This is a genomic window from Stenotrophomonas sp. 278, from assembly GCF_003935715.1.
GTDB classification, from domain to species: Bacteria; Pseudomonadota; Gammaproteobacteria; order Xanthomonadales; family Xanthomonadaceae; genus Stenotrophomonas; species Stenotrophomonas maltophilia_AH.
On sequence record NZ_RHPP01000010.1, the window covers coordinates 1 to 22,650 of the forward strand.

Here is a 22,650-nt window from a genome sequence, read left to right on the forward strand (position 1 = left end):
GGCGGCGGCCTGCTGGCTGGCGCGGACGACGACCGGATGCTGGCCCGGAACGGCATCGGACGGCACCATCACGGTGGCCTTGAAGCTGCCCTGCGCGTCCACCACCACCGGCGTGGTGTTCAGCACGGTGTCGCCACGCAGCAGGGTGATCTTCTGACCGGGTACGAACTGGCGGCCGGTCACCTGTGCTTCGCTGCCGGGCACCACGTTTTCATTGCGGGCACTGACCTGGCCGCGGAAGCCATTGGCGGGCGTGTCAAATACCGGTTCGGCCAGCACGCTGCTGCTGGCCACGGCCAGCGCTACAGCCAGCGCGGTGCGGGAAAGAACGGTGAATCGGGACATGTCAGACTCCTTCTGTTGGGGACGCGCATTACCGCGCGGTGTCACATGGGTTGCCTCGGCATGGCCGCATCATCGCGGCGGTGGCACCGGGCCACGCACTACCTGGGTAAGGAAAGGGATCACTCCGCGGCGGCAGCCGCCGCCGGCGCGGCACTGCGGTCGGTAATGCCGTACAGCGTGCTCAGCGTGGCCTTCAACGAAGCGGGCAACATGGGGCCATGCCCCAGGCCGGAAAACTCACGGTAACCGACCTGCAGACCCGGCAGTCCGGCCAGCCGCTGGCTCAGCTGCCAGGCGGCATCCGGCGTGGCTCCGCCGATGCGGCGCAGGTGTGCGACCACGCGAGGATTGTTCATGTCGCGAACGCCACGGTTTCCAGTGCGCTCGTCTCCACCCAGCATGATGGTCAGCTGCGCCGGCTGGCCACGACGGTTCGCCACGAACTGCTTCTCCAGATCCCCTTGCGGAGCGCCCTGGCTCCACCATAATGAGGGACTGGCGGCGATGTAGTGCTGGAATGCCGCAGGGCGCGTGTACAGCGTGCTGAGCACGAACAGGCCGCCCAACGAGTGACCCCACAGAGACTGCTGCTGCGGATCAATCCGCGCCCGCTTTTCCACTTCGGGCCTGATCTGGCGCTCAATCATGTCCAGGAACAGGAACGCCCCACCGCCACTGGAGACGGCCTTGCCGTTCTCGTCGTCGGCCACGTCGATCCAGGCAGTGTAGTCCTGGGTGCGCGCCGCCGAATCCACCCGCAGGTCGTTGTCGTAGCCGACGAACACCAGCACCGGTGCCGCCTTGGACGCCAACTCGGCCAGCATCGCCTGGTCCAGCACCATCGCCGCCGCGTTGCCGTCCAGCATGTACAGCACCGGCAAGGGGGCCGGGTGTGCCTTGACGGGTACGCCCACGTTCACCCGCCAGCGTCGCGAATGGTCGGGACTGTCGACCACGAATCGTTCGAAGCGGTACGACTGCGCCGGCTGGTCCAGCACGGTCTCCCCGATCTTCTGCAGCGGATTGCGCTGCTGCGCTTGTGCCGCGCTCATGCCCACCGCACACAGCGCGACAAGGACGAAGCCGGCGCACCGGAGGGCGGACGGCAGGGCAGGAAAGGAGCTGGGCACGTGGGAACATCCGTTGCGAAAAGGCCGCGAACGGCGCAGGCCCGCCATGCAACGCCCGTCCGATCACGATCCCGGCAGTGTATCTCAAATGCGAATGGGTATCACTATCCGAAGGTCGTGCATGGCGCGTCAGGGGTTGGCGTCAAACACCACGGTGACGTCCCCACGATAATGCGCGCCGGGACGCTGCAGCATGGCCCGGACCGCCTCTCCCTGCACCGCGAACCGTAGCCGCGACGGACGTCCGATGATCACCGCCCCGGCACCAAAGACGGGTGGTACACCCTGCGCGGAAAGCGCCACGTCCACCGCGGCCGCCCCGGATTGCAGCTCACGGAAACCCGGCAGGGTCACACTGACGTCAAGCGGTGCATCGAGGGCGTCTTCAACCTCGCTGCGGATGCCGCAGCGGCCGTCGGCCTGCGGATACTGGCACTGCAGGAACACGCTGAACTTTCCGGAACTGCTGACGCTGAAGGGTAGTTCGCGCTCCAGTACTTCGGGTGCCACGCCGTGGTCGGTCCAGGACGACCAGCCGCCACGCGGGCTGAGCAGGGCCCGCTCGCTTCCCGGCGGCAGGTCCAGCCGGAAGGCGTGCTGCACGGACAGGGTGAAATGCACGGTCACGCTGCTGTCGGTCAGCGTGACATCGTTACCCAGATCGAAATCGGCCCCCTGGCCGGTACCGCCGACGGAGTAAGTGGTGCTGCCGCGGTACACCCCACTGCGCATGGTCAGCGGCTTTGGCGTGGTCAACCGATACACCAGGTCAAGCTCACGGATATCGAAGTCATTCGCGTCCAGCCAGTGCAGTGAGCAGGCGCTGCTGCCCTCCCCGCCATCCTCGCGCAGGAACATGCGCATGGCACTGAAGTTGAGCGCGCTGCCATTGGTCAGCCCGATCCGGCAGCCCAGCGCACCGCCCAGACTGGCCGGGTTGCGCGATCCGTCCTGCGCGGCATCGGTCAGGCGCATGGCCGCACCGATGATGTGCAGATCCAGCGGGTGGCTGTCACGCCCGTCCTCAGAAACGATGGTGACGCGCCGCGGACCGGGCATGCCGATGAAGAACGAGCCTCGCCCCCAGTCACGCGCACCGTCACCGAGCTTGGTCCCACGCACGCGCATGTCGATGCTCCACCAGCCGTTGCTGATGCAGGTGGCCAGATGGACGCCCGCGCACACGCCCGACCACGGCGTGGTGTTGATGAAATCGCGCTGGTTGGGGTTGTCCAGATCGGGCCGGAATTCGGCCGAAATATGGACGTCGGTCGCCTGTGCCACGTTGACCGCAGCCCAGAGCAGCCATGCCAGAAACAGGATCTTCATGGTGCAGCTTCCTTGGACGGCGGTGAATACTCAGGAGCAGGTGCGGAAGACGGTGGACAGTTCAGGATCCCGGCCAGCCACGCATCGCCTGTCGGTGCCGTGGTGGATCCGTCCAGCTCGAATGTGCAGTGGTTCACTTTCGGGTGATGCACCTCCAGGGTCGGCAGGCGACGGCTCATTTCCACGGCGAAGAACCCGTCTGCTTCGGCCACGCTGCGCCCGGCATGGTTGAGCACGCGTGCGCCGGCCAACGGCTCCCCGCTGGCCGACCGCAGCTGCCCGATCACGGTGAACGTGCTGACCAGGTCCACCCTGGCGTGCGCGACCCCACCTTTATTGAGGTGGTACGGCACGAAGCTGGGCTGCAACGTTGCCGGCGGTGCGGCATGCCCGTCGAAGTCGATCTGCAGCGCACCCGCACGGTAGGCCGACACGGGCAGCAGATTCCGACCTGGCCGCAGCGGGTAGGAGCCGCCCTGTGAGTCATGCGCACGCAGCGCGACATCAGGCAGGTCCGAATGCAGATCCACGATCACGCCGGTGGTGGCCATGTGCGAAGGACCCACCCCCGCCATCGCGACCCGGCCTGCACCCACGGCCAAAGTGCTCTCCAGATTGATGCCACCGCTACGCAGCCCCTGCACGGAGGAGCGCTGCGCGTACGCATCGCCGCGCAGGGCTGGATGCTCGAACTGGCTTGAGCCGCTCAGGCCGGCACCCTCGCCGTCGAGCGTGACCTGGGCGGCCACGGCGCGCACCATGCCATGCTCCAGCAGCTGCTGGACGCCCGCACTGGCGTAGGCGTCCCGTTCGCCGTGCCGCCCTGTCCGTGAGCCCAGGCTGCCGCTGTAGCGGCGACCGGACCGGCCGAGTGCGACGTTCAGCGTCAAGTCGACGCCCCGATTGCGGCGCAAGCCGGTGCTGACCGTGCCCGGGCGGTCGAACAGCGCGACACGCCAGTTGGCATCGAGACCGCGCAGCGGCTGACGGCGGCTGACGGCAAGGTCCACGCCACTGCCGTCGACCGCGCCTCCCTGTCGAAACACGCGCGCTGAGACGTGGCTGGTGTCGCCAAGACGATGATTCCACGCCAGCGCACGTTGGTCCATGATGCCAGGACGCCGCATGCTGCGCGTGTTCGAGATGACCAGGCTGCCATTGCGATAGCGCAGCATGCCCTGCGCATCAACGCCGCTGCCATGCCGGTTGGAGCGAAAGCCCTGGCTGTAGATGCTGATCCGATCATGGACCTGCCAATCCAGTGACAGCGCAGCGGTCTGCTCGTTGCCCGTCTTCTGCGCGGCCACCCCGAGTACCGCGCGGGAATGGGCCAGGTAATTCACCCCCGCCCCGACCACGTGCGCGTCGACATCAGCAACGTCGGTGCTGCCGAGCAGCCTGCGTTGCCTGCCGGCGAACGCGCTGTATCGCCAGCGACGCGTCAGGTCGTGCCACTGCTGGGGCTTATGGATGACCGACACCTCGCGTGAGGTCTCCCTGCCATCCTCGATCACCCGCAGTTCCACGGTATATATCCCACCTGGCAATCGGGCGGTATCCAGTGTCTGCAGGCCGGGTTGAAGGGGCTGGGTCATGATCAGGACACCATCGCGATGCACCTCCACACTCCCTTCGCGCTCGGCACTGATGTACACCGGGTAAAGGCTGGGCGAGCGGGTGTCGGCAGAAAGTGCATCGGATGAGCCTGCCATCAGCCCGATGGTTGTATGGTCGATCGAGCCAGGCCCGCGGGGCTGGCGGGCGATGCCCTGGAAATCAGCCATGAACGCACCCGCGCGCACGAAATGATCGCGGTGTTCGCGTTGCAGGTAGAGGTCATGCAGCGCGTAGCGGGTTCGATCTTCAAGCTCGCCGCCACGCTCGACCTGGGCGCTGCCCTGCAGGGTCCAGTGGCCCAGGCTGGCCTGCGCCGACACCGCATAGCGGCCGGTGCTGGCCAGGCCCTCGGCAGCATGAAGGTTGAGCTGGTGGTGCAGTATCACGCCCCGGCTGCCCTGCTCGGGCAGCGTGTGGTAGCGGGAGGCCTGCCCCCGCCACACATCCGCGTTGTCGGTGGCCAGCGAAAGCAGCGAACTCTCCAGGCTGTAATGCAGTCCTGCCAGCCCCTCAGGACAGTCGCGCCGGCAACGCCCCAGCGGCCGCGGCTCGGACAATGCCTGCAACCAACGCGTTCTGGCAGCAGGCGGCAGCCGGCTGTCGCCACTGTCAACAAAGTCCAGCAGGGTCACGGCGTTCTCGCGCGACAGCACGGCGCGCGCATCGCCCAGATAGCGACCGTCCTTCTCCACCCTTATCACCAGCGGAGCATCGAAAAAGTGCTGTTGGAAATCCTGCGGCAGCTGTCCGGCCTGCTCCAGCAGGTGAAGTGCATCCAGTGCAGCGGGTGCGGCTTTTGCAGGCGTGGACAGGCACGACAGCATCATGGCTGTCGAGAAGGGAAGCAGGCGCGACATGGGGCATCCAGCGGAAGACGAGTACGGGCGTGGCAGCTCACAGGCCGTGCGGCGCGTCGTTCAACCGCACGGCCCATTGCGGATCAATGGACTCAGGGGGTCCCGCTCTCGAACATCATGAACACATTGCCCTGGTAGCTTCCTTGGGCATACCCCTGTTCAGCGGGTGCAGCGGCGACGATCTCCACGGCGGCACGTTTGCTCGCTGCCGCTTCAGTCGCGGTGGCGACGACGGCGGCCCCTGCGACCCCGACCTCCAGCGCCTGACCAGCGACGCTGACGGACAGGTCGATCTGGTTGCCGGCGCTGGTCAGCACCGCTTCGCTGCTGAGGTAGGCCACGATCGGACCCAGCCCGCTTTTCATGTCCAGCTGCTGCCGGATCGGGTCGAGTCGCTGGGTGGCCATGTTCCAGCGCATGCTCTGGACCCGCCCGACCCAATCGCCAACCGGGGATATCTGCAGGCCAGTCGGCGAAGGCACCACGGCCTCGACACTGATCTGCAGCGGGTACTGTTCCACGGCGGCCTGTGCAGCGGGCGTGGCCAGCAGCAGGGCGGCCGCAACGGCAAAGGTGTACGTCTTCAAACGCATATCGTCATCTCCTGGGTGGGTTGGGAAAAGGTGCCGCACCATGTACCCGCGCGGCTGGGTATTGCGGGAACGCCTCAGGGCATCAGGTGCAGGCTGCGCCGGTGCGTACCTTCCACCAGCTGCAGGCGGTAGTGCTGACCCGCGTCCAGCGGCAGCATGTGCTGACGTTGCGGCAGCAGGTGGATGCGCTGAGGCGCGCTGCAGTCTTCGCCGCGACCGGGCCTGCCGCAGGTACGCAGTTCGTCCAGCACGGCCGTGCTGTTGCCTGCATTGCGCAGCACCACCTGCCCGGCCATCCGCTCGATACGCACGTCATGGCGGGCTTCATCGGGGTGCACGATCACGAATACCCCGTATCCGGCCAGGATGTTCACGCCGGCAGAAACCTGTTGGCGATAGTCCTCCGCTTCTTGTGCCGAGAGCGCGAACTCATCGCTTGATGCCGGCAGCACGGGAATGAAGCGCACGCGGTAGTAGCGTTCACGGCTGCGTTCGCCCAGGAACAGCAGGCGGGTAGCCAGCTGACCCTGTGCCGGCACGATCAGGCGGGACGGACTGGCGATCAGTCCGTCGCTGTCGGCGGTTGCCGTACCGCGCTCTACCTCACGGGCGACGTGGTGTTCGTCATAGATCACTTCACTGACCTCGACGCGTACGAAGGCCGTGGCATCGCCGCTGTTGCGAACCCGCTTGAGCAGGCTGGCATGGCCGGGGGCAAGGTACTCGTACATGGCCCCGACATGCAGGCTGGGTGCCGCCGCCTTCGTCGTCGGCGGCAGCAGTACGAGCAGCAACAGCATCCACGGCATCAGCTTGATCACGGCACCTTCCACGACATGACATCCGCTGTGCCACGTCGCCGGCAGCACATCTGGACAAGGCGCGCAGATTAGGCGCGCGTGCCGATCTCACCCCATGCAACTAGTTTCAAGGCGACCTAGGATTGGTTGCAGTCCGCGCTGGCGAAGTAATTCGTCGGCCGCCGGGCCGCAACAAAAAACGCCCCGTTCAACGGGGCGTTCGTGCAGACGAGTCTGGCAGCGCGGGAGGTCAGTCCCGCGTGGCGTTCCAGGCTGCCACCTTCTCACGTGTCTGCGCCAGCAGCGCATCCAGCGCCTTGCGGTCATACACGTGTCCACGCATCACCACGGTCGCGATCCGACGCGTGGCGTTGATGTCCTGCAGCGGATCATCCTCCAGCAGCACCAGATCGGCCGCTTTGCCCTCAGCGATGCTGCCGAAGCGGTCCAGCGTTCCAAACCAGGCGGGGCCGGCCCGCGTGGCCGCCGAAAGCGCCTGTGCCGGCGTCAGCCCTTCCTTGACGAACAAGGTCAGTTCGTCATGCAGTCCGATGCCAGGGTAATTGAACGAGTTGAGGAAGCCCGCGTCAGTGCCGGCCATGATCGTCACGCCCGATTGCTGCAGCAGCGGCAGCACCGCGGCCACCTGGTGATACTGCTGATGACGTGCCTGGATCTGCCCGGGTGTTGCCTTGGAAGCCCTTTCAACGCGCCAGCTATACGTGGCCTGGAGCTTGGGACCGATGTACTGCAGGTAGGGATCGTCGGCATGATCGTCCTGGTCCAGGAAGTCCAGGATGCGGCCGCCATTGAGGGTGGGCGTGACATACACCCCCTTGGCCGCGAACCCACGGTAGGCGGCCAGCGCCGTAGCGCGGTCGAAGCCCGCGTCAAGACGCTGGTTGGCCTGCGCGCGGTTGATGCGACCGGCCGCGAAGTCGGCGGCAATGGCCGCCTCGTCCTTCACGCCCGCCTTGTAGGCGTAGTCCAGGTGTTCTATGGAACTGATACCGGCGTCCACCGCCTGCTGCACGGTCAACGCCATCGGAATATGCCCCGAGGCGCGCAGTCCATTGCTGCGCGCACCCCGCACCGCCTCCAGGAACAGCTCCGGGGTCAAAGTGCTGTCGGTGATCTTCACGAAATCGACCCGGTCGTCGCGAAGCCGCTTGAACGCCGCCGCAAGGTCCTGGGCACTGCCCACTTCGATGGTGCCTTTCCAGACAGGATCGATCCCCTCGATCTTCGCGCCGGAGGTGTACAGCCGGGGGCCTTCCAGCCGCCCATCGGCAATCTCGTCGCGCCACTGCAGCACCTGCGAAGGCAGGTCGCCGGAGCAATCGCGGATGGTAGTGATGCCGTGGGCGATGTACAGCGGCAGCAGCGCCTTGTTCTCCTCCACCAGCGCCGGGCCGCCACCAAAGTGAACGTGCATGTCCCACAGTCCCGGGATCAGATACTGGCCGTTGCCGTCGATGCGTTGCTCGGCCTTCCACGCCTTGGCGATGGCAGCATCGTTGCCCACCGCCACAATGACGTCACCGCGGACCACGACGGCCTGGTCTGCACGCGTGGTTGCTTTCTCGACGTCGACCACCGTGGCATGACGGATGATCAGATCGGCCTGTTCGGCGGCAGAGACCGCCGGCGACAGCGCCAGCAGTGCGGGTAACAGCAGGACGGTAGCGTTCATGGCATTCGGCAAAGGAAGGACCCCGGCACCATAATGTGCCGGGGTGACCATTCACCAGTTACATTTGAGCATGGCAGCCATTCAGATCATGAATACCCGTCAGCCCTCGCTCTGCATCGCCGGTCGCGCCATCACCTGATGCAGCCAGCGCGCCACCGCCGGGTGCCCATCAACCCGCGCACCGACGTAAGTGCCATACCCGATCACCTGGCCGACCACCAGGTCGACCAGGGAATAGGCATTGCCCACCATCCAGGCCTGTGCACTGAGCCGCGCCTCCAGGATGTCCAGCAGTTCGTGCAGCAGCGCATGGGCGGCATCGGCGTGCACGGCACTGTGCAGTTCGCCCTCGGTGCTGGCAAGACGCAGTCGATTGATCGCAGGGCCATAGGTGACATAGGCCCACGCACTCCAGGACATCGCCTGCAGGCGTTCCGGCGTGCCCTCGGAGGGCCACAGCCCCTGGGCAACGCCAAAGCGCGCGCCCAGCCACAGGTGGATCGCCAGCGCCTCGAAGATCGGTGTGCCGTCCACGACCAGGCACGGCACCTTCCCGTTCGGATTGATGGCCAGATACTCCGGCGTGCGCTGTTCGCCATTGCGGATGTCGATGCGTACGCGATCATGCGGAACGGCCAGTTCGGCCAGTGCGCAGGCGATCGGGGTGGCGCTGGACATCGGGTGCCAATAGAAGACCAGAGACATATGCATTCCTTTGAGTAAGTTGGAGGGGCGTTGCAGGGGCTTGCACCCTGAGCACAGGCTAGCGACCATTGCGGACAGTTCCTGTCCCCAATAGCCGCGATCCTGCCTGCATGCTGAGCACCTCTTCCCGCCTGCTCCGACTGCTGTCCCTGCTGCAATCGCGACCACACTGGTCCGGCCCGGCACTGGCCGCCGAGATGGGCGTGCACGCGCGCACGCTGCGTCGTGACATCGACCGCCTGCGCGAGCTCGGTTACCCCGTCCAGGCCAGCAGCGGCGTGGCCGGCGGCTATGCGTTCCGTGCAGGTCGAGCGCTGCCGCCGCTGATGCTGGATGACGAGGAAGCGCTGGCAGCCGCGCTGGCACTGCGCACCGCCGTGACCGGTACCATCAGTGGCATCGAACAGACGGCCATCACCGCGCTGGTCAAGCTGGAACAGGTGATGCCGCCACGGCTGCGCCGTCGGCTGGACGCGCTGCGCACAGCGATCGTGCCGACCCATCCGGGTGGGCCGGTGGTGGACGCGGCCGTGCTGGGAGTCCTGGCAGGCGCGTGCCGCGATCAGCTGCAACTGGCATTCGGCTACGCCGACCGCAATGGCGTGCCCAGTCAGCGCCAGGTCGAACCACAAGGCGTCGTGCAGGCCGAGCGGCGCTGGTATCTGGTGGCATGGGACACGGCGCGGCAGGACTGGCGTACGTTCCGCATCGACCGCATTACCGATGCACCCGAGGTCGGTCGTCATTTCCGCCCGCGCACCGCGCCGGGCGATGGTGACCTTGGCCGCTACGTCAAGGAGATCCTGGCGCTGCCCAGCCATCCGGTGGAAGCGCGGGTGGTACTGCAGGCCCCCTTGGCTGCGATGCGCCAGCGCGTTCCTTCCACGCTGGGCGTCCTGGAAGAACACGCCGCGGGCAGCTGCATGCTGCGTTGCGCCGCCTACGCGCCGGGGTTGCTGGAACTGTGGCTGATCATGCTGGAGGTGGAGTTCGAAGTGCTCGACCCACCTGAGCTGAAACAGCACCTGAGTGAGACCAGTGCGCGCCTGATGCGCGGCGTGGCGTATGCTGGGCCGCCCGCCCCGCCTGCGTCCCGGAGACGGTCATGACGGACCGCATTGCTTCGCGCCGCACCCTGTTCGACCTGGATCTGCTGCGCACCATGGTCATGGTCGCCGACTGCGGCAGTTTCACCACCGCCGCAGCGCGCCTGCATTCCACGCAGAGCACGGTCAGTCAACAGATACGGCGGCTTGAGGACATGGCCGGACGCCCACTGCTGGTGCGTGCCAATCGCGACGTCCACCCCACCGATGCAGGCCATGCGCTGCTCGGGATCGCGCGCCAGATGCTCGCACTCAATGACCAGATGCGCGAGGTTCTGGCCGGTGCGACGGTGGCCGTCACGGTACGACTGGGCGTGCCGGAGGACTTTGTCAGTCGACGCACGAGCACGTTGCTTGGGCGCTTCACTCGCCGGCATCCGCACGTGAAGCTGGAGGTGACCAGCGGTCTCAGCCGGGATCTCGCCCAAGCCTTCGACCACGGCGACCTTGACCTGGTACTGGTCAAACAGCGCCGCGCCAGCCGTCCGGCGGTGGCGTGCTGGCCTGAGCCGATGCGGTGGATCGACAGCGCCCGCACTCCGCGCCTGCAGGAAGACCCCGTCCCGCTTGTCACCTTTCCTGCGCGCGGCCTGTATCGCGATGAGCTGATTGCGGCAGTTGAAACGCTGGATCGAAGATGGCGGATCAGCTTCACCAGCTCCAGCCTGAGTGGCATCCAGGAAGCCGTCGCAGATGGCATGGGCATCAGCCTGCTGCCCGCGCGCGCGGTGACGCGGGCGCACCGGGTACTTGGCGTGCGCCAAGGGCTGCCGGTGCTGGACAGTTTCGAGATCGCCCTGCTGCATCGACCCGCAGCCGAACCGATGGTGCTCGAGCTGGCGTCCGACTTCGTGCGTTTGCTGGACCACGAGACACGTTGAGCGTGCCTGGCACGTCATCGATCAACACGCGCGGCAGCTGTTCCAACTACGATGGCGTCCGCACCATGAATGACGAAGTGCCCGCCTCGCTTATAGGAATCATCCTAATCTTGTGTCAGAAGATCGTCGTAGCGCGTTGAAGCAGTAAGAATGGCGCAAATCCCACGATTGCGTGTCTACCTTGTCCAAACGCCATCCAGGTCCCATGCACGGAAGCCGTGTTCCGTCCGTCCTCAAGATTGCCCTGCTGGACGACCACGACGTGGTCCGCCACGGCAGTTGCGTCCACCTCTCCCATCACAACCGGCTCGAGGTGGTCGGCAATCATGCCCGCAGCAGCGCACTGATCAACACGTTGACGCGCTGCCACGTCGACGTGGCTGTCATTGACTATGCGCTGGCCGAAGGCGACCTCCAGGGCATGGAACTTCTGCGCATGCTGCGCAGGCGTTTTCCACGGGTCCGGCTGCTCATGTTCTCGGCCAATGTGCATCACGTAATGATTTCCAACACCATCGCCGCCGGTGCGGCCGGCGTCGTCTCCAAGAGCCAGTCGCTGGATGAACTGGCGCGCGCGGTCAGTCGCGTGGCCGCCGGCCACATCCACCTGCCTGATGGCTATCGTGATGAACACGCCGACCTTCACCTCACGCCCAGTGAACGCGAAGTCCTGCAGCTGTGCCTGAGCGGCATGACGGTCACCGAGATCGCACGCATCCGCAATCGCAGCATCAAGACCATCAGCACGCAGAAGCACGCGGCATTCCGCAAGCTGGGGCTGCGGACAGACCGCGACCTGTTCACACTCCGACATCAGCTGGCGGTGTTGTGAGCACTCGCCCGGGAAAATATGTCGCCGCTGTATCGGTGATGCTGATCGGACTGCTCGCGTGCAGTGTTTCCGCTGCGGATGCGCCGCGGCTGATCCGGGTCGCGACCGACCCGTCGCAGTATCGCCTGCTGACGCCGGAAACCCGCGCAGCACGTGATGCCAACCTGGTCAGCGGCTACGCCGAGCTGGTCAGCCAGGACACCGGAATGAAATTTCGCGAGCACCGTGTCGAGTCCAGTCGCGCTGCGCTGCAGGCGCTGTGTGACGGTCAGGCCGACCTGGTCCTGCTGCTTGGCACGCTCGATCGCGCGCCCTGCGACGCGCTGGTCGCCTCGCCCGCCTACTACCGCGGCCAGGCCCTGCTGGCCAGCCGCCACACCCTGCCCAACCCACCTGACCTGGGGCATCTTCGCCGCGTTGCGGTGATCCGGGGCAGCCGCTACGCGGAGTGGCTGGCAACCTACCATCCGCACCTGCAGGTCATTGCGTTGCCCAGCCTGCGCGAGGCCCTCGCCGCCGTGGAGACAGGCGTGGCCGATGTCGCGCTGGAGCTCGATGTGGCGATGCGGCCGGTCGTGCGCCGGGACCACGGCGACAGCCTGTTGCTGCACGGTGCACCGGCCGAGCTTCCGGTCAGCCTGCATCTGGCCGTCCGCCAGCAGGACCACGCGGTGCTTGAACTGATTCATCAGGCCATGCGGTCGATCAGTCCGCAGGAGCATGCATTGTTGATGCAGCGCTGGACCCGGGCCACCTACTTCAGCGGCCCGCGTTTTGCCGTGCTGTCGCAGCATTTCCGCTGGGAACTGGCGACCATGGGGCTGACGGTTCTGTTGCTGCTTGCCACCGGCTTCTGGCTGCGCCGCACCCAGATGGCCGCGCGTCGCAGTGAGCGCCAACAGGCCCAGTTCATCGCCATGATGAGCCACGAAGTCCGCAACGCCGCACAAGCACTGGTGAGCTCGGTGGATCTGCTGCATCAGTCCGGTCTGGACCAGGGCCAGCAACAGCTGGTCAATGCGGCACGCGCGGCCGGCACCGGGCTGCGCCAACTGCTGGGGCATGCGCTGGACTACTCGCGCCTGGCGGCGGGTGAGTACCAGCCGCGTCCCGGCTGGCAGGACCTGCGGCAACTGGCGCTGGAAAGCACTGCAACCCTTCGCCCGTGCGCCGAGGACAAAGGGCTGACGCTCACCCTGCGGCAGCTGACCGATCCGCTGCCGAGAATGTGGCTGGACGGTGATGCACTCCGCCAGGTCCTGAACAATCTGCTTGGCAACGCACTGAAGTTCACCGACCACGGCAACGTTGAGATCCGGCTGGAACTTCAGCTGGAGCCCGAAAGCGCAACCCTGGTGCTGGGAGTGCACGACACCGGCATTGGCATTCCCGAGCAGGACCATGAACGGGTGTTCCAGCCATTCGCACAGGCGCACGACCCTGACGTCCGCGCGGTGGGCGGCTCAGGGCTGGGTCTGTCCATCTGCAACGACCTGGTGAAGGCGTTGGGCGGCGAACTGCGCCTGTACAGCGCGCCCGACCAGGGCAGCAGCTTCGAGATCCACCTCCCGGTGGTCGTCGAAGGCACTGACGCAGGCCCGGTGGACCAGCCGCTGGCCGGACGCTCGGTGCTGCTGGTGGAGGACCACGCACTCAACCGGACGATGGTCAGCCGCCAGCTGGCGGCACTGGGCGCGTCGGTCAGCACCTGCGCGGACGGTGCCGGGGCCCTGCGCAGCCAGGCCAATGAGCCTTGTGGACTGGTGGTGCTGGACTGCGTGATGAGTGATATCAGCGGCTACGACCTGGCCAAGCTGCTGCGGCGGCAGGAACAGCTGCAGCAGCATCCGCCGGCCGCATTGATCGCGCTCTCCGCCAATGATGGGCCGGCGCATGTGCAGCGCTGCCGGGACTGTGGCATGGATGGGGTGCTGTGCAAACCGCTCGACACCCAGTCGCTGCTGGGCGTCCTCGGTCTGCACAAGCCTGGCACAGCGGACGGCGAAGGCCTTTCCGCACAGGACCACGACCCCATGTGGCTGCATTACATGCGTGCCGTGGCCGAGGAACACCAGATCATCAAAGAGGCGTTGCGCACGCACGACGACAAGCGCCTTCGCCATCATGCACATCGGCTCGCCGGTGTGCTGCGCATGGTGGGCCAGCCCTCACTGGCTGGCATTGCCTCGGACCTTCACGAACTGGATCTGGACGAGCCCGCCGACTGGCTGGAAGTGGAGCGCCTGCTGGGCTATCTGCGCCCCGCGCTGGCCCTGCTGACGCGCAGCTGCCCTACTTCAACTGGAGCGGGTAGCGCTGCCACAGTACATGCACCAGAAACCCCGTCAGCTCAGGATCCTTGGCCGTGATCGAGGCCCGGATCTTGTCCAGCAGCACCATGTCGCTGCAGGTACGCACGTCGGCGTGGCCGGCCTGCCCCGCCCTGCGCGCGCGGTAGCGGGCGGCACGCTGGGCGTCCGTCATGGCGTATCCGAACGTGGGCGGACGACCGCGCTTGCGCGGCAGCATCAGCTCCAGGGTGCCGGGGTCATCTTCATCACGCATGACGGATCGGGAGGAAAAACGGGGGCGCGAAAGATACCACGTCAGGCGCTGGATTCGGCCAACCGCGCGCCGATCCAGACCAGCGCGAAGCCTGCCACCAGGCTGACCGCCAGGTACACCGGCATGGTCCAACCCTGACCGTTGCGGACCAGCAGCACCGCCTCGAGCATCATCGACGAGAACGTGGTCAACCCGCCGATGATGCCGACGATTATGAAAGCGCGGAAATACGGTGCGGCGGCACCCTTGGTCTGCAGCCAGACCATGACATAACCGACTGCGAACGCACCGAGCAGATTCACGGTCAGCGTTCCCCACGGAAACCCGCTGCCGAACTGGCGCAGGAGCGCATCACCGATGATGAAGCGCAGCGACGCCCCCAGTGCGCCACCGAGCATCACCAGACCCAGCTGCTGCCACCACGCGCCCGGGAGCAGACTCATGCCCTGCCCTTTTCCGCCCGGGCCTGTGCCCGTTCCGCACGCAGGCGGTCGAGCTTCTCCTTCAGCTTGATCTCAAGCCCGCGCGGGACTGGTTCGTAGTACACCCGCTCGCCCATGGCATCCGGGAAGCCGGTCTGGTCCAGCGCGATCCCGCCCTCGGCGTCATGGTCGTACTGGTAGGTTTTTCCGTAGCCCAGTTCCTTCATCAAGCGGGTCGGCGCGTTCCGCAGATGCAGCGGCACCTCCTGGGTACCGGTCTCGCGCACCTCGGCCTTGGCCCGGTTGAACGCCGCATAGCCGGCATTGGACTTGGCCGTGCTGGCCAGGTACAGCACCAGCTGCGCGAATGCCAGTTCGCCTTCCGGGCTGCCCAGGCGTTCGTAGATGTCCCATGCCTCCAGCGCCATGCTCTGCGCACGCGGATCGGCCAGGCCGATGTCCTCGATTGCCATCCGGGTGAGCCGCCGCGCCAGATAGGCCGGGTCGCACCCACCATCCAGCATGCGTGTCAGCCAGTACAGCGCGGCATCGGGATTGGAACTGCGCACGGACTTGTGCAGGGCCGAGATCTGATCGTAGAACTGCTCGCCGCCCTTGTCGAAGCGTCGCGTGCGGTCGGCCAGCACCTGCTGAAGCATCTCCGGGGTGATCACCCCGTTGTCGCCGCCCGCCAGTTCCGCTGCGATCTCCAGCAGGGTCAGCGCACGGCGCACGTCTCCGTCGGCGGCGGTGGCGATCTCCAGCAATGCTTCGGGACTGACCTGTACCGGCTCGTCGCCCAGTCCCCGTTCGCGGTCGTGGAGCGCCCTTTCCAGCGCTTCGACCACATCCGCCGGCGAAACCGCCTCGAGCACATGCACGCGACACCGCGACAGCAGCGCCGAATTCAGTTCGAAGGACGGATTCTCGGTGGTCGCACCCACGAACACGATCGTGCCGCGTTCGATGTGCGGCAGGAAGGCATCCTGCTGTGCCTTGTTGAATCGATGCACCTCGTCGACGAACAGCACGGTCCGGCGGCCCTCGGCGAAACGCTGCGCGGCTTCGGCCAGCACCTGGCGGACCTCGGGCAGGCCTGACAGCACGGCCGAGATCGCGCGGAACTCCGCATCGGCGTAATGCGCCAGCAGCAGCGACAGCGTCGTCTTGCCACACCCTGGCGGCCCCCACAGGATCATCGAATGCACGTGCCCGGATTCCACCGCACGGCGCAGCGCGCTGCCCGGCGCGAGCAGGCGCTTCTGCCCCACCATTTCGTCCAGCGACTGGGGGCGCATCCGCTCGGCAAGCGGACGGAGGTGGTCGCGATCCACGGTCAGCAGGTCGGGACCATTGAATGTCGTTCGGTTTCTGGCCACGGCTTATTGTATGCCGTGGCGGCGCAGCCGGGCAGAGCCCGTGCGCTGCGCTGCGAAAGGGATCAATCGCCGATGACGTCGGTGCCCTTCGGCGGGGTGAAGCTGAACGTGCCTGCCGCGAAGCCCGGGTTGCGCTTCCAGCCGCTGAACCTGATCACCGTACGCTGGCCCACCGCATCGAGTACTTCCATGCGTGCCAGCCCCTGGCCGTCGAAGCCCAGTGCGGCGTACTGGAAGGCGGTTTCGGTCTCGCGCTTCGGGCTCAGCGACAACCACTGCAGGCCGTCACGCGGCGCGGCTTCTTCGCTGACGTCGTACTGCTTGTCCAGCAGGGCCGGATTGATCAGCGCGGTGAGCGGGCTGTTCTGTTCCTCCGCACCCTGCGGACGCTTGGTCACCTGTTCGAGGTCCGGCTCGTACACCCATACGGTCTTGCCGTCGGCCACGATCAGCTGCACGTGCGGCTTCTGGTATTCCCAGCGGAACAGGCGCGGCGCGGACAGTGCCACCCGTCCGCTGGTGTTTTCCTTCACCCGGCCGTTCTTGTCGACAACCTGCTGGCTGAACTGCCCGTCCAGGCCCTTCAGGCCCTGGGTGAAGCGGTTGAGCTCGTCGCGTGCACCGGCCCAGGCGCTGGCCGACATCGCGCTGGCGCAGACCAGGGTGGCGGCAACAAGGTGACGGCGGAAGGTGGTCTGCATGCGGGTATCCGGTAACGAAGGTGGGATGGAAACAGTGTGCCCGGTGCAAGCTGAATGGGCGGTGCGGAGAATCGCTTCGAAATTATAGGTCCGACTGCACGCTGCGCAGGTCGCCATACAGCACCTGGCCACGGAAGCCGCGCCGCACCTGCTGATACAGCTCGCGGAATGCGGGATAGTCATCGGGCTGGCACAACGCGTCGGCACCGCGCACAGCCCGCTGATGCAGCCGATGGTGGGCCACGATGTCCTGCCCTTCGCGGGTCCAGGTCAGCTGGTATTCACCGGCGGCGTTGCGGAAGTCGACGCTGCGCGGCATCGCCACGATCGGAACGCTGGCAGGGAACCGCAACCTGTAGCGCTCCTCGCGCAGATTGTCGTTGCAGTAGAAGGGGGTCTCATTGCGCTCGGCCGAGGTGCTGCCATACAGGTCACGGAATGACTCCCCGCCCGGCGCATCCGGCAAGGCCATCCCGCCGACCACGCCGAAGTCGACGTAGTCACGCGCGTGGAAGTCATAGCGGTAGTTGAACGGCCGCTCCAGGTCCTGCGGATCCCCGAGCAGGGTCAACGCCCCGCCGCCGTCGAATCCGGACGAGGCCATGATGGACTCCTCCACGCGTTCCCGGTTCTGCGCGTTGAGCCGTGCAAAGGCCGCGCGCATCGCGATCTCGTTCACCTCGCGCGGCTCCTGCACGGTCCGGCCCTGCAGGTTGCCCTCCGCGTCGAACTGGAAGCTGACCTCGAAGCCCGACCCATTGCGGCTTCCGTCATTGGCCGGCGTGCGTTCCAGTTTCGCGGTCGCGGTATGCAGCACAGGCACGCCCAGATCGCCCTCGGGCAACTGGCCAGACCGGGCATAGGCGCTGGTCGAATCCAGGTAGAGGTCGAATTCCGGCACGTAGGTGATGGCATGGTTGAAACGCCCCAGCATGGGAATCGCGGGAAGCGTCGGACCGCCGCCCGCTCCGATCAGCACCGGCGTGTTGGCGATGCCGCGTGCCGCCAGCAGCGCCTCCAGGATCACCACATGGTCCTTGCAGTCGCCATAGTGGTTGTCGAGGATGCTCTGTGCCGGGTTCGGTTCCAGCCCGCCATTGCCCAGGTAGACTGCCACGTAGCGGATGTTCTGGGCCACCCAGCGATACAGGGCATCGACCTGCTGACGGCGGTCACTGATGCCACGGGTGATCTCTTCGGCCAGGGCCTGGATTCCGGGCGTAACCTGCGCGGCCACGCCTGCCTTGGCCTGATAGGCCCGTGCCAGCTGCGCCCAGTCGCCATAGGTGCTGGCCATGATGGTCGGGCTGAATTCCCACGCCGCCGCCGTCCAGTTCTGCACCGGCATCGGCATGGCACGCTGGTAGCGCCATTCCCAGTGCGCCTGGCCACCGTGTCGTGTCGGTTCCCGGCTCCCCTGCACGCCGCGCTGTTCCACGAAGATCGGCAGGTTGGCCGGCGCGGTGAGCGTCACCCGTGCATCGTCGTACTGATTGAAGACGCTGAAGGTTTCCCACAACCCGAAGTAGCCCGGGAAATACGGCTGGGTCTGGGTGCGCCGGGTCTGGTAGACCACCCGCGTACCGGGAGCCAGGTTCGGAAACACCACCACCCGCACCTTGCGGTCTGCGTACATCGCGGCCGCCGCGCTGGAGTAGCTCTCCTGGGTGTAGATGCGTTCGCTCGGGACGTCCCGGCGCTGCCCGTCGGCGGTGATCGTGTACGCCGACAGCACCTCCAGGGTTTCCATCTTCTCGCTGTAGCTCAGCCGCACCTGGCTGAACTGCTCGACTGCCGCCTTGGTCTTGAGCAGGATTTCGTACTCTTCGGTCTGCACATTGCCGGCATCCGGCTGCACCACGTAGTCGGCGCGGTAGCGTACGAAGCTGTAATTGTTGCTGGCCTGCGCGTCCGTGGCCGGCACGGAGCCCGCCTGGGTGGGCGCGTCCGGTGAAGGGGCCGGTACCTGGGCAATCGCAGCAACGGGCAGCGTGAAAGCAGCCAGCATCATCCATTGCTTCAGCATTATCGGCATTCCTTGGTGTACCGAGGGCCGGCCAACGGCCGGCGCTACCGGAGAGATCGGTTGCGGTGGGCGCAACCGGCTGCTTACTTGGGCGGGGGCGGAGCCAGCACGCTGCGGTCACCGTTGTGCTCCGGTGGGCTGACCACACCGGCCATTTCCATGGCCTCGATCAGACGGGCTGCGCGGTTGTAGCCGATCTTCAGCCGGCGCTGCACCCCGGAGATGGAAGCACGCCGGGTTTCAGTGACGATGCGCAGGGCCTCGTCGTACAGCGGGTCGGACTCGTCGCCGGCACCGGCACTGGCTTCGGGCAGGCCACCGGGGCCGACCACCACGCCATCGCCCATGACCTGCACTTCATCCAGCACCCCACTGATGTAATCGGCCGGACCGCTTGCCTTGAGGTGCTCGACCACGCGGTGCACTTCCTCGTCGGAAACGAACGCACCGTGCACGCGATCCGGCAGGGCGGTGCCGGGCGGCAGGTACAGCATGTCACCGTGGCCCAGCAGGGTTTCCGCACCCGACTGGTCCAGGATGGTGCGCGAGTCGATCTTGGAGCTCACCTGGAAGCCGATGCGCGTCGGAATATTGGCCTTGATCAGGCCGGTGATCACGTCCACCGAGGGACGCTGGGTGGCGAGAATCAGGTGGATGCCGGCGGCACGCGCCTTCTGCGCCAGACGCGCAATCAGTTCTTCGACCTTCTTGCCGACGATCATCATCATGTCGGCGAATTCGTCGATGAAGATGACGATGAACGGCAACGCCTCCAGCGGGCGCGGGGCCTCGCCCAGCTCCGGATTGGGCTTGAACAGCGGGTCCATCAGCGGCTGGCCGGCGTCCTCGGCGTCCTTCACCTTTTTGTTGAAGCCCGCCAGGTTGCGCACGCCCACCGCGCTCATCAGCTTGTAACGGCGCTCCATCTCCGCCACGCACCAGCGCAGGCCGTTGGCGGCCTCCTTCATGTCGGTGACCACCGGGGCCAGCAGATGCGGAATGCCCTGGTAGACACTGAGTTCCAGCATCTTCGGGTCGATCATCAGCATGCGCAGGTCTTTCGGCGAGGCCTTGTACAGCAGGCTCAGCACCATCGCGTTCACCGCCACGGACTTACCCGAACCGGTGGTACCGGCCACCAGCAGATGCGGCATGCGCGCCAGGTCGGCCACGGTCGGCCGGCCGGCGATGTCCTTGCCCAGCGCCAAGGTGAGCACGCTGGCCGACTTGTCGTACTCCTTCGAGCGCAGCAGTTCGGACAGGTAGATCATTTCGCGGGTGACGTTGGGGATCTCCAGGCCGACCACCGACTTGCCCGGAATCACATCGACCACACGGACCGACTTCACCGACAGGCCGCGGGCGATGTCCTTGTCCAGCGAACTGATCTGGCTGACCTTCACGCCCGGAGCCGGCTCGATCTCGAAGCGGGTGATCACCGGGCCCGGATACGCCCCGACCACCTGCGCCTCGATGCGGAAGTCCTTCAGCTTGAACTCGATCTGCCGTGACAGGGTCTCCAGCGTTTCTTCGTCATAGCCCTTGGGCTGCGGCTTGGGGTCATCCAGCAGCGCCAGCGGCGGCAGGTCCGAGCCATCGCCATTGACGCCACGGAACATCGGAATCTGGGTTTCGCGCTTGGCGCGGTCGCTCTTTTCCAGCACCGGTTCGGGCCGCGGCTCGATCTTCACCGGCTCCCGCTTGGCGCGGACCTCGGCGTCAACCTTGCGCACTTCCTGGCGCTCCACCCGCATGGCGCGGGTCTGCTGCCAGTCGGTGGCCTGTTCTTTCTTGCGTTCCAGCAGCGGCGGAATGGCCAGGATAACGCGGCCGATCTTTTCCATCACCGCGAACCAGGACAGCCCGGTAGCCAGGGTGATCGACGCCAGCAGCAGTACCAGCACGAACAGGTTCGCGCCCAGTGCGCCGAAGCCCGCGCTGAGCGAATTACCGACCAGCCGGCCCAGGATGCCGCCGGCGTGGGCGACATCGCCGGTGAACAGGCGCACGTGCAGGAAGCCGGTGCCGGCAATCAGGAAGCCGACCAGCCCGACCAGCCGCAGCGCCGGGTCCAGGTCATGTTCCGAGGCGTTCTCGCCGCGCTTCAGGCCAAACATCGCAAACCAGGCCACCGCGCCGAGCACGATGGGCAGCACGAAGGCCATGTAGCCGAACAGCTGCAGCAGCACGTCGGCCACCCAGGCACCGACCCGTCCGCCCATGTTGTGGATCGGAGCCACCACGCTGCCGGTGTGCGACCAGCCCGGGTCGGAAGCCGAATAGGTGAACAGACTGGCCACCAGATACAGCAGCGCCGGGGCAATGGCGATCAGCCCCAGGTCGCGCCACAGCCGCTGGCGGCGTGGGTTATCCGCCGCTGGCGCAGGCGCAGCCCGGCGCGACGACGCCTTGCTGTCGGTTGACTTGGATCGCTCCGGGACCTGTTTCGCCACCTTAGACCAGACCTTGGGAATACTCTGTTAGTGCTTGATAATAAACGACTGCGGCGCAGTTTTCAGGCAGGGCCCTGCAAGCCCTGCCTGGGCACTCTGGCAGACCCGGCCCTGTCCCGCACAGGTTGCCGCGTTCCATCGGTCGCCTTGAATCACCTCGCCCGTGCCGCCACTCTATGGCGTGAACACGGGCACCGGCAATCACCCCCGGCACCCCGCCCCACTCTTCTTTACGCGAGTCTACATGAGCAATTCCAAGCCTTCCCGTCATCAGAAGCTGGTCATCCTGGGCTCCGGCCCGGCCGGCTGGACCGCCGCCGTGTATGCCGCCCGTGCCAACCTGAAGCCGGTGGTGATCACCGGCCTGCAGCAGGGCGGCCAGCTGATGACCACCACGGAAGTGGACAACTGGCCGGGCGATGCCCACGGCCTGATGGGTCCGGACCTGATGACGCGCATGCAAGCGCACGCCGAGCGCTTCGAGACCGAGGTCATCTTCGACCACATCCACACCGCCGACCTGTCCCAGCGCCCGTTCCGCCTGATCGGCGACAGCGCCGAGTACACCTGTGACGCGCTGATCGTCGCCACCGGTGCCACCGCCAAGTACCTGGGCATCCCGACCGAGGAAACCTTCAAGGGCCGCGGCGTCTCCGCGTGCGCCACCTGCGACGGCTTCTTCTATCGCGACCAGGACGTCGTGGTGGTCGGCGGGGGCAACACCGCCGTGGAAGAGGCGCTGTACCTGTCCAACATTGCCCGCAAGGTCTACCTGGTGCACCGCCGCGACACCCTGAAGGCGGAAAAGATCATGCAGGACAAGCTGTTCGCCAAGGTCGCCGCCGGCAAGATCGAGACCGTGTGGCACCACACGGTGGAAGAGGTGCTGGGCGACGACGCCGGCGTGACCGGCGTGCGCGTCAAGTCCACCCAGGACGGCAGCACCCGCGATATTTCCGCGCACGGCTTCTTCGTGGCGATCGGCCACCACCCGAACACCGCCCTGTTCGATGGGCAGCTGGCGATGAACAACGGCTATCTGGAAATCCGCTCGGGCCTGGGCGGCAATGCCACCCAGACCTCGGTCGAAGGGGTGTTCGCCGCCGGCGACGTGGCCGACCAGCACTACCGCCAGGCGATCACCTCGGCCGGCTTCGGCTGCATGGCGGCGCTGGATGCCGAGCGTTACCTGGATGCCAAGGGGGCGCTGGCTTGA

General features: G+C 66.2%; 18 protein-coding genes and 1 pseudogene. 5 read left to right on the forward strand and 14 right to left on the reverse strand.

Annotation, left to right across the window (positions count from 1 at the left end; translation table 11 throughout):
* From EGJ34_RS03145 to EGJ34_RS03180, 8 genes and pseudogenes are all read right to left on the reverse strand, one after another.
* Nucleotides 1-345, reverse strand: a pseudogene (locus EGJ34_RS03145) (ATP-binding protein); the annotation flags it as partial.
* Nucleotides 346-464: 119 nt separating this feature from the next.
* Entirely contained in the window at nt 465-1,475 is a 1,011-nt protein-coding gene (locus EGJ34_RS03150) for an alpha/beta hydrolase-fold protein (RefSeq protein ID WP_260476886.1), read from the reverse strand.
* Between the two features lie 129 nt (nt 1,476-1,604).
* Nucleotides 1,605-2,804 (reverse strand): hypothetical protein, encoded by a 1,200-nt coding sequence (locus tag EGJ34_RS03155; RefSeq protein ID WP_125359032.1) that lies wholly within the window; start codon nt 2,802-2,804, stop codon nt 1,605-1,607.
* On the reverse strand, nt 2,801-5,278 hold the full coding sequence (locus EGJ34_RS03160; RefSeq protein WP_125359034.1) for a CS1-pili formation C-terminal domain-containing protein: 2,478 nt from the start codon (nt 5,276-5,278) through the stop codon (nt 2,801-2,803). The genes EGJ34_RS03155 and EGJ34_RS03160 overlap by 4 nt, the downstream gene beginning before the upstream one ends.
* A 92-nt stretch (nt 5,279-5,370) precedes the next feature.
* The gene (locus EGJ34_RS03165) at nt 5,371-5,871 is read right to left on the reverse strand and encodes a CS1 type fimbrial major subunit (RefSeq protein ID WP_185750048.1); all 501 of its coding nucleotides are present in this window, start codon (nt 5,869-5,871) and stop codon (nt 5,371-5,373) included.
* A 74-nt stretch (nt 5,872-5,945) separates the two neighbouring features.
* Entirely contained in the window at nt 5,946-6,692 is a 747-nt protein-coding gene (locus EGJ34_RS03170) for a molecular chaperone (protein ID WP_125359038.1), read from the reverse strand.
* Nucleotides 6,693-6,921: 229 nt separating this feature from the next.
* A complete protein-coding gene (locus EGJ34_RS03175; protein WP_125359039.1) occupies nt 6,922-8,364 on the reverse strand; it encodes an amidohydrolase family protein in 1,443 nt (480 codons plus the stop codon).
* Between the two features lie 99 nt (nt 8,365-8,463).
* Entirely contained in the window at nt 8,464-9,069 is a 606-nt protein-coding gene (locus tag EGJ34_RS03180) for a glutathione S-transferase family protein (protein ID WP_125359041.1), read from the reverse strand.
* 110 nt (nt 9,070-9,179) lie between these two features.
* On the opposite strand from EGJ34_RS03180, the gene EGJ34_RS03185 reads away from it, so the two are divergent.
* The 4 genes from EGJ34_RS03185 to EGJ34_RS03200 all read left to right on the forward strand — a co-directional run bounded on the left by EGJ34_RS03185 (nt 9,180) and on the right by EGJ34_RS03200 (nt 14,257).
* A complete protein-coding gene (locus EGJ34_RS03185) occupies nt 9,180-10,178 on the forward strand; it encodes a WYL domain-containing protein (RefSeq protein ID WP_125359043.1) in 999 nt (332 codons plus the stop codon).
* Complete coding sequence (locus EGJ34_RS03190; RefSeq protein ID WP_125359045.1) at nt 10,175-11,056, forward strand: LysR substrate-binding domain-containing protein; 882 nt, start codon at nt 10,175-10,177, stop codon at nt 11,054-11,056. Before EGJ34_RS03185 ends, EGJ34_RS03190 begins: the two co-directional genes overlap by 4 nt.
* 205 nt (nt 11,057-11,261) lie before the next feature.
* A complete protein-coding gene (locus tag EGJ34_RS03195; protein WP_125359047.1) occupies nt 11,262-11,888 on the forward strand; it encodes a response regulator transcription factor in 627 nt (208 codons plus the stop codon).
* Nucleotides 11,885-14,257, forward strand: coding sequence for an ATP-binding protein (locus EGJ34_RS03200; protein WP_125359049.1), 2,373 nt, complete (start codon nt 11,885-11,887; stop codon nt 14,255-14,257). The genes EGJ34_RS03195 and EGJ34_RS03200 overlap by 4 nt, the downstream gene beginning before the upstream one ends.
* On the opposite strand, the gene EGJ34_RS03205 is transcribed toward EGJ34_RS03200, so the two are convergent.
* The 6 genes from EGJ34_RS03205 to EGJ34_RS03230 all read right to left on the reverse strand — a co-directional run bounded on the left by EGJ34_RS03205 (nt 14,181) and on the right by EGJ34_RS03230 (nt 21,434).
* A complete protein-coding gene (locus EGJ34_RS03205) occupies nt 14,181-14,453 on the reverse strand; it encodes a hypothetical protein (RefSeq protein WP_125359051.1) in 273 nt (90 codons plus the stop codon). The genes EGJ34_RS03200 and EGJ34_RS03205 overlap by 77 nt on opposite strands.
* A gap of 41 nt (nt 14,454-14,494) precedes the next feature.
* On the reverse strand, nt 14,495-14,896 hold the full coding sequence (crcB, locus tag EGJ34_RS03210) for a fluoride efflux transporter CrcB (RefSeq protein WP_125359052.1): 402 nt from the start codon (nt 14,894-14,896) through the stop codon (nt 14,495-14,497).
* Nucleotides 14,893-16,173: a replication-associated recombination protein A gene (locus EGJ34_RS03215; RefSeq protein WP_260476888.1), complete on the reverse strand. Its 1,281-nt coding sequence runs from the start codon at nt 16,171-16,173 to the stop codon at nt 14,893-14,895. Before EGJ34_RS03215 ends, crcB begins: the two co-directional genes overlap by 4 nt.
* A gap of 143 nt (nt 16,174-16,316) precedes the next feature.
* Nucleotides 16,317-16,955: an outer membrane lipoprotein chaperone LolA gene (gene lolA, locus EGJ34_RS03220; protein WP_125359056.1), complete on the reverse strand. Its 639-nt coding sequence runs from the start codon at nt 16,953-16,955 to the stop codon at nt 16,317-16,319.
* Between the two features lie 82 nt (nt 16,956-17,037).
* Nucleotides 17,038-18,981 carry a DUF3857 domain-containing protein gene (locus EGJ34_RS03225; protein WP_125359058.1) on the reverse strand — a complete coding sequence of 648 codons (1,944 nt, stop codon included), beginning with the start codon at nt 18,979-18,981 and terminating at the stop codon, nt 17,038-17,040.
* Nucleotides 18,982-19,064: 83 nt separating this feature from the next.
* On the reverse strand, nt 19,065-21,434 hold the full coding sequence (locus tag EGJ34_RS03230) for a DNA translocase FtsK (protein ID WP_125359060.1): 2,370 nt from the start codon (nt 21,432-21,434) through the stop codon (nt 19,065-19,067).
* Nucleotides 21,435-21,678: 244 nt separating this feature from the next.
* On the opposite strand from EGJ34_RS03230, the gene trxB reads away from it, so the two are divergent.
* Nucleotides 21,679-22,650 carry a thioredoxin-disulfide reductase gene (gene trxB / locus EGJ34_RS03235; RefSeq protein ID WP_125359062.1) on the forward strand — a complete coding sequence of 324 codons (972 nt, stop codon included), beginning with the start codon at nt 21,679-21,681 and terminating at the stop codon, nt 22,648-22,650.

Bases quoted from the DNA above. Each gene is read 5' to 3' on its own strand.
- EGJ34_RS03155 (WP_125359032.1), bottom strand. From the start codon at position 2,804: ATGAAGATCCTGTTTCTGGCATGGCTGCTCTGGGCTGCGGTCAACGTG.
- EGJ34_RS03160 (WP_125359034.1), bottom strand. From the start codon at position 5,278: ATGTCGCGCCTGCTTCCCTTCTCGACAGCCATGATGCTGTCGTGCCTG.
- EGJ34_RS03165 (WP_185750048.1), bottom strand. From the start codon at position 5,871: ATGCGTTTGAAGACGTACACCTTTGCCGTTGCGGCCGCCCTGCTGCTG.
- EGJ34_RS03175 (WP_125359039.1), bottom strand. From the start codon at position 8,364: ATGAACGCTACCGTCCTGCTGTTACCCGCACTGCTGGCGCTGTCGCCG.
- EGJ34_RS03180 (WP_125359041.1), bottom strand. From the start codon at position 9,069: ATGTCTCTGGTCTTCTATTGGCACCCGATGTCCAGCGCCACCCCGATC.
- EGJ34_RS03185 (WP_125359043.1), top strand. From the start codon at position 9,180: ATGCTGAGCACCTCTTCCCGCCTGCTCCGACTGCTGTCCCTGCTGCAA.
- EGJ34_RS03190 (WP_125359045.1), top strand. From the start codon at position 10,175: ATGACGGACCGCATTGCTTCGCGCCGCACCCTGTTCGACCTGGATCTG.
- EGJ34_RS03195 (WP_125359047.1), top strand. From the start codon at position 11,262: ATGCACGGAAGCCGTGTTCCGTCCGTCCTCAAGATTGCCCTGCTGGAC.
- EGJ34_RS03205 (WP_125359051.1), bottom strand. From the start codon at position 14,453: ATGCGTGATGAAGATGACCCCGGCACCCTGGAGCTGATGCTGCCGCGC.
- crcB (WP_125359052.1), bottom strand. From the start codon at position 14,896: ATGAGTCTGCTCCCGGGCGCGTGGTGGCAGCAGCTGGGTCTGGTGATG.
- EGJ34_RS03215 (WP_260476888.1), bottom strand. From the start codon at position 16,173: ATGCGCCCCCAGTCGCTGGACGAAATGGTGGGGCAGAAGCGCCTGCTC.
- lolA (WP_125359056.1), bottom strand. From the start codon at position 16,955: ATGCAGACCACCTTCCGCCGTCACCTTGTTGCCGCCACCCTGGTCTGC.
- EGJ34_RS03225 (WP_125359058.1), bottom strand. From the start codon at position 18,981: ATGCTGAAGCAATGGATGATGCTGGCTGCTTTCACGCTGCCCGTTGCT.
- trxB (WP_125359062.1), top strand. From the start codon at position 21,679: ATGAGCAATTCCAAGCCTTCCCGTCATCAGAAGCTGGTCATCCTGGGC.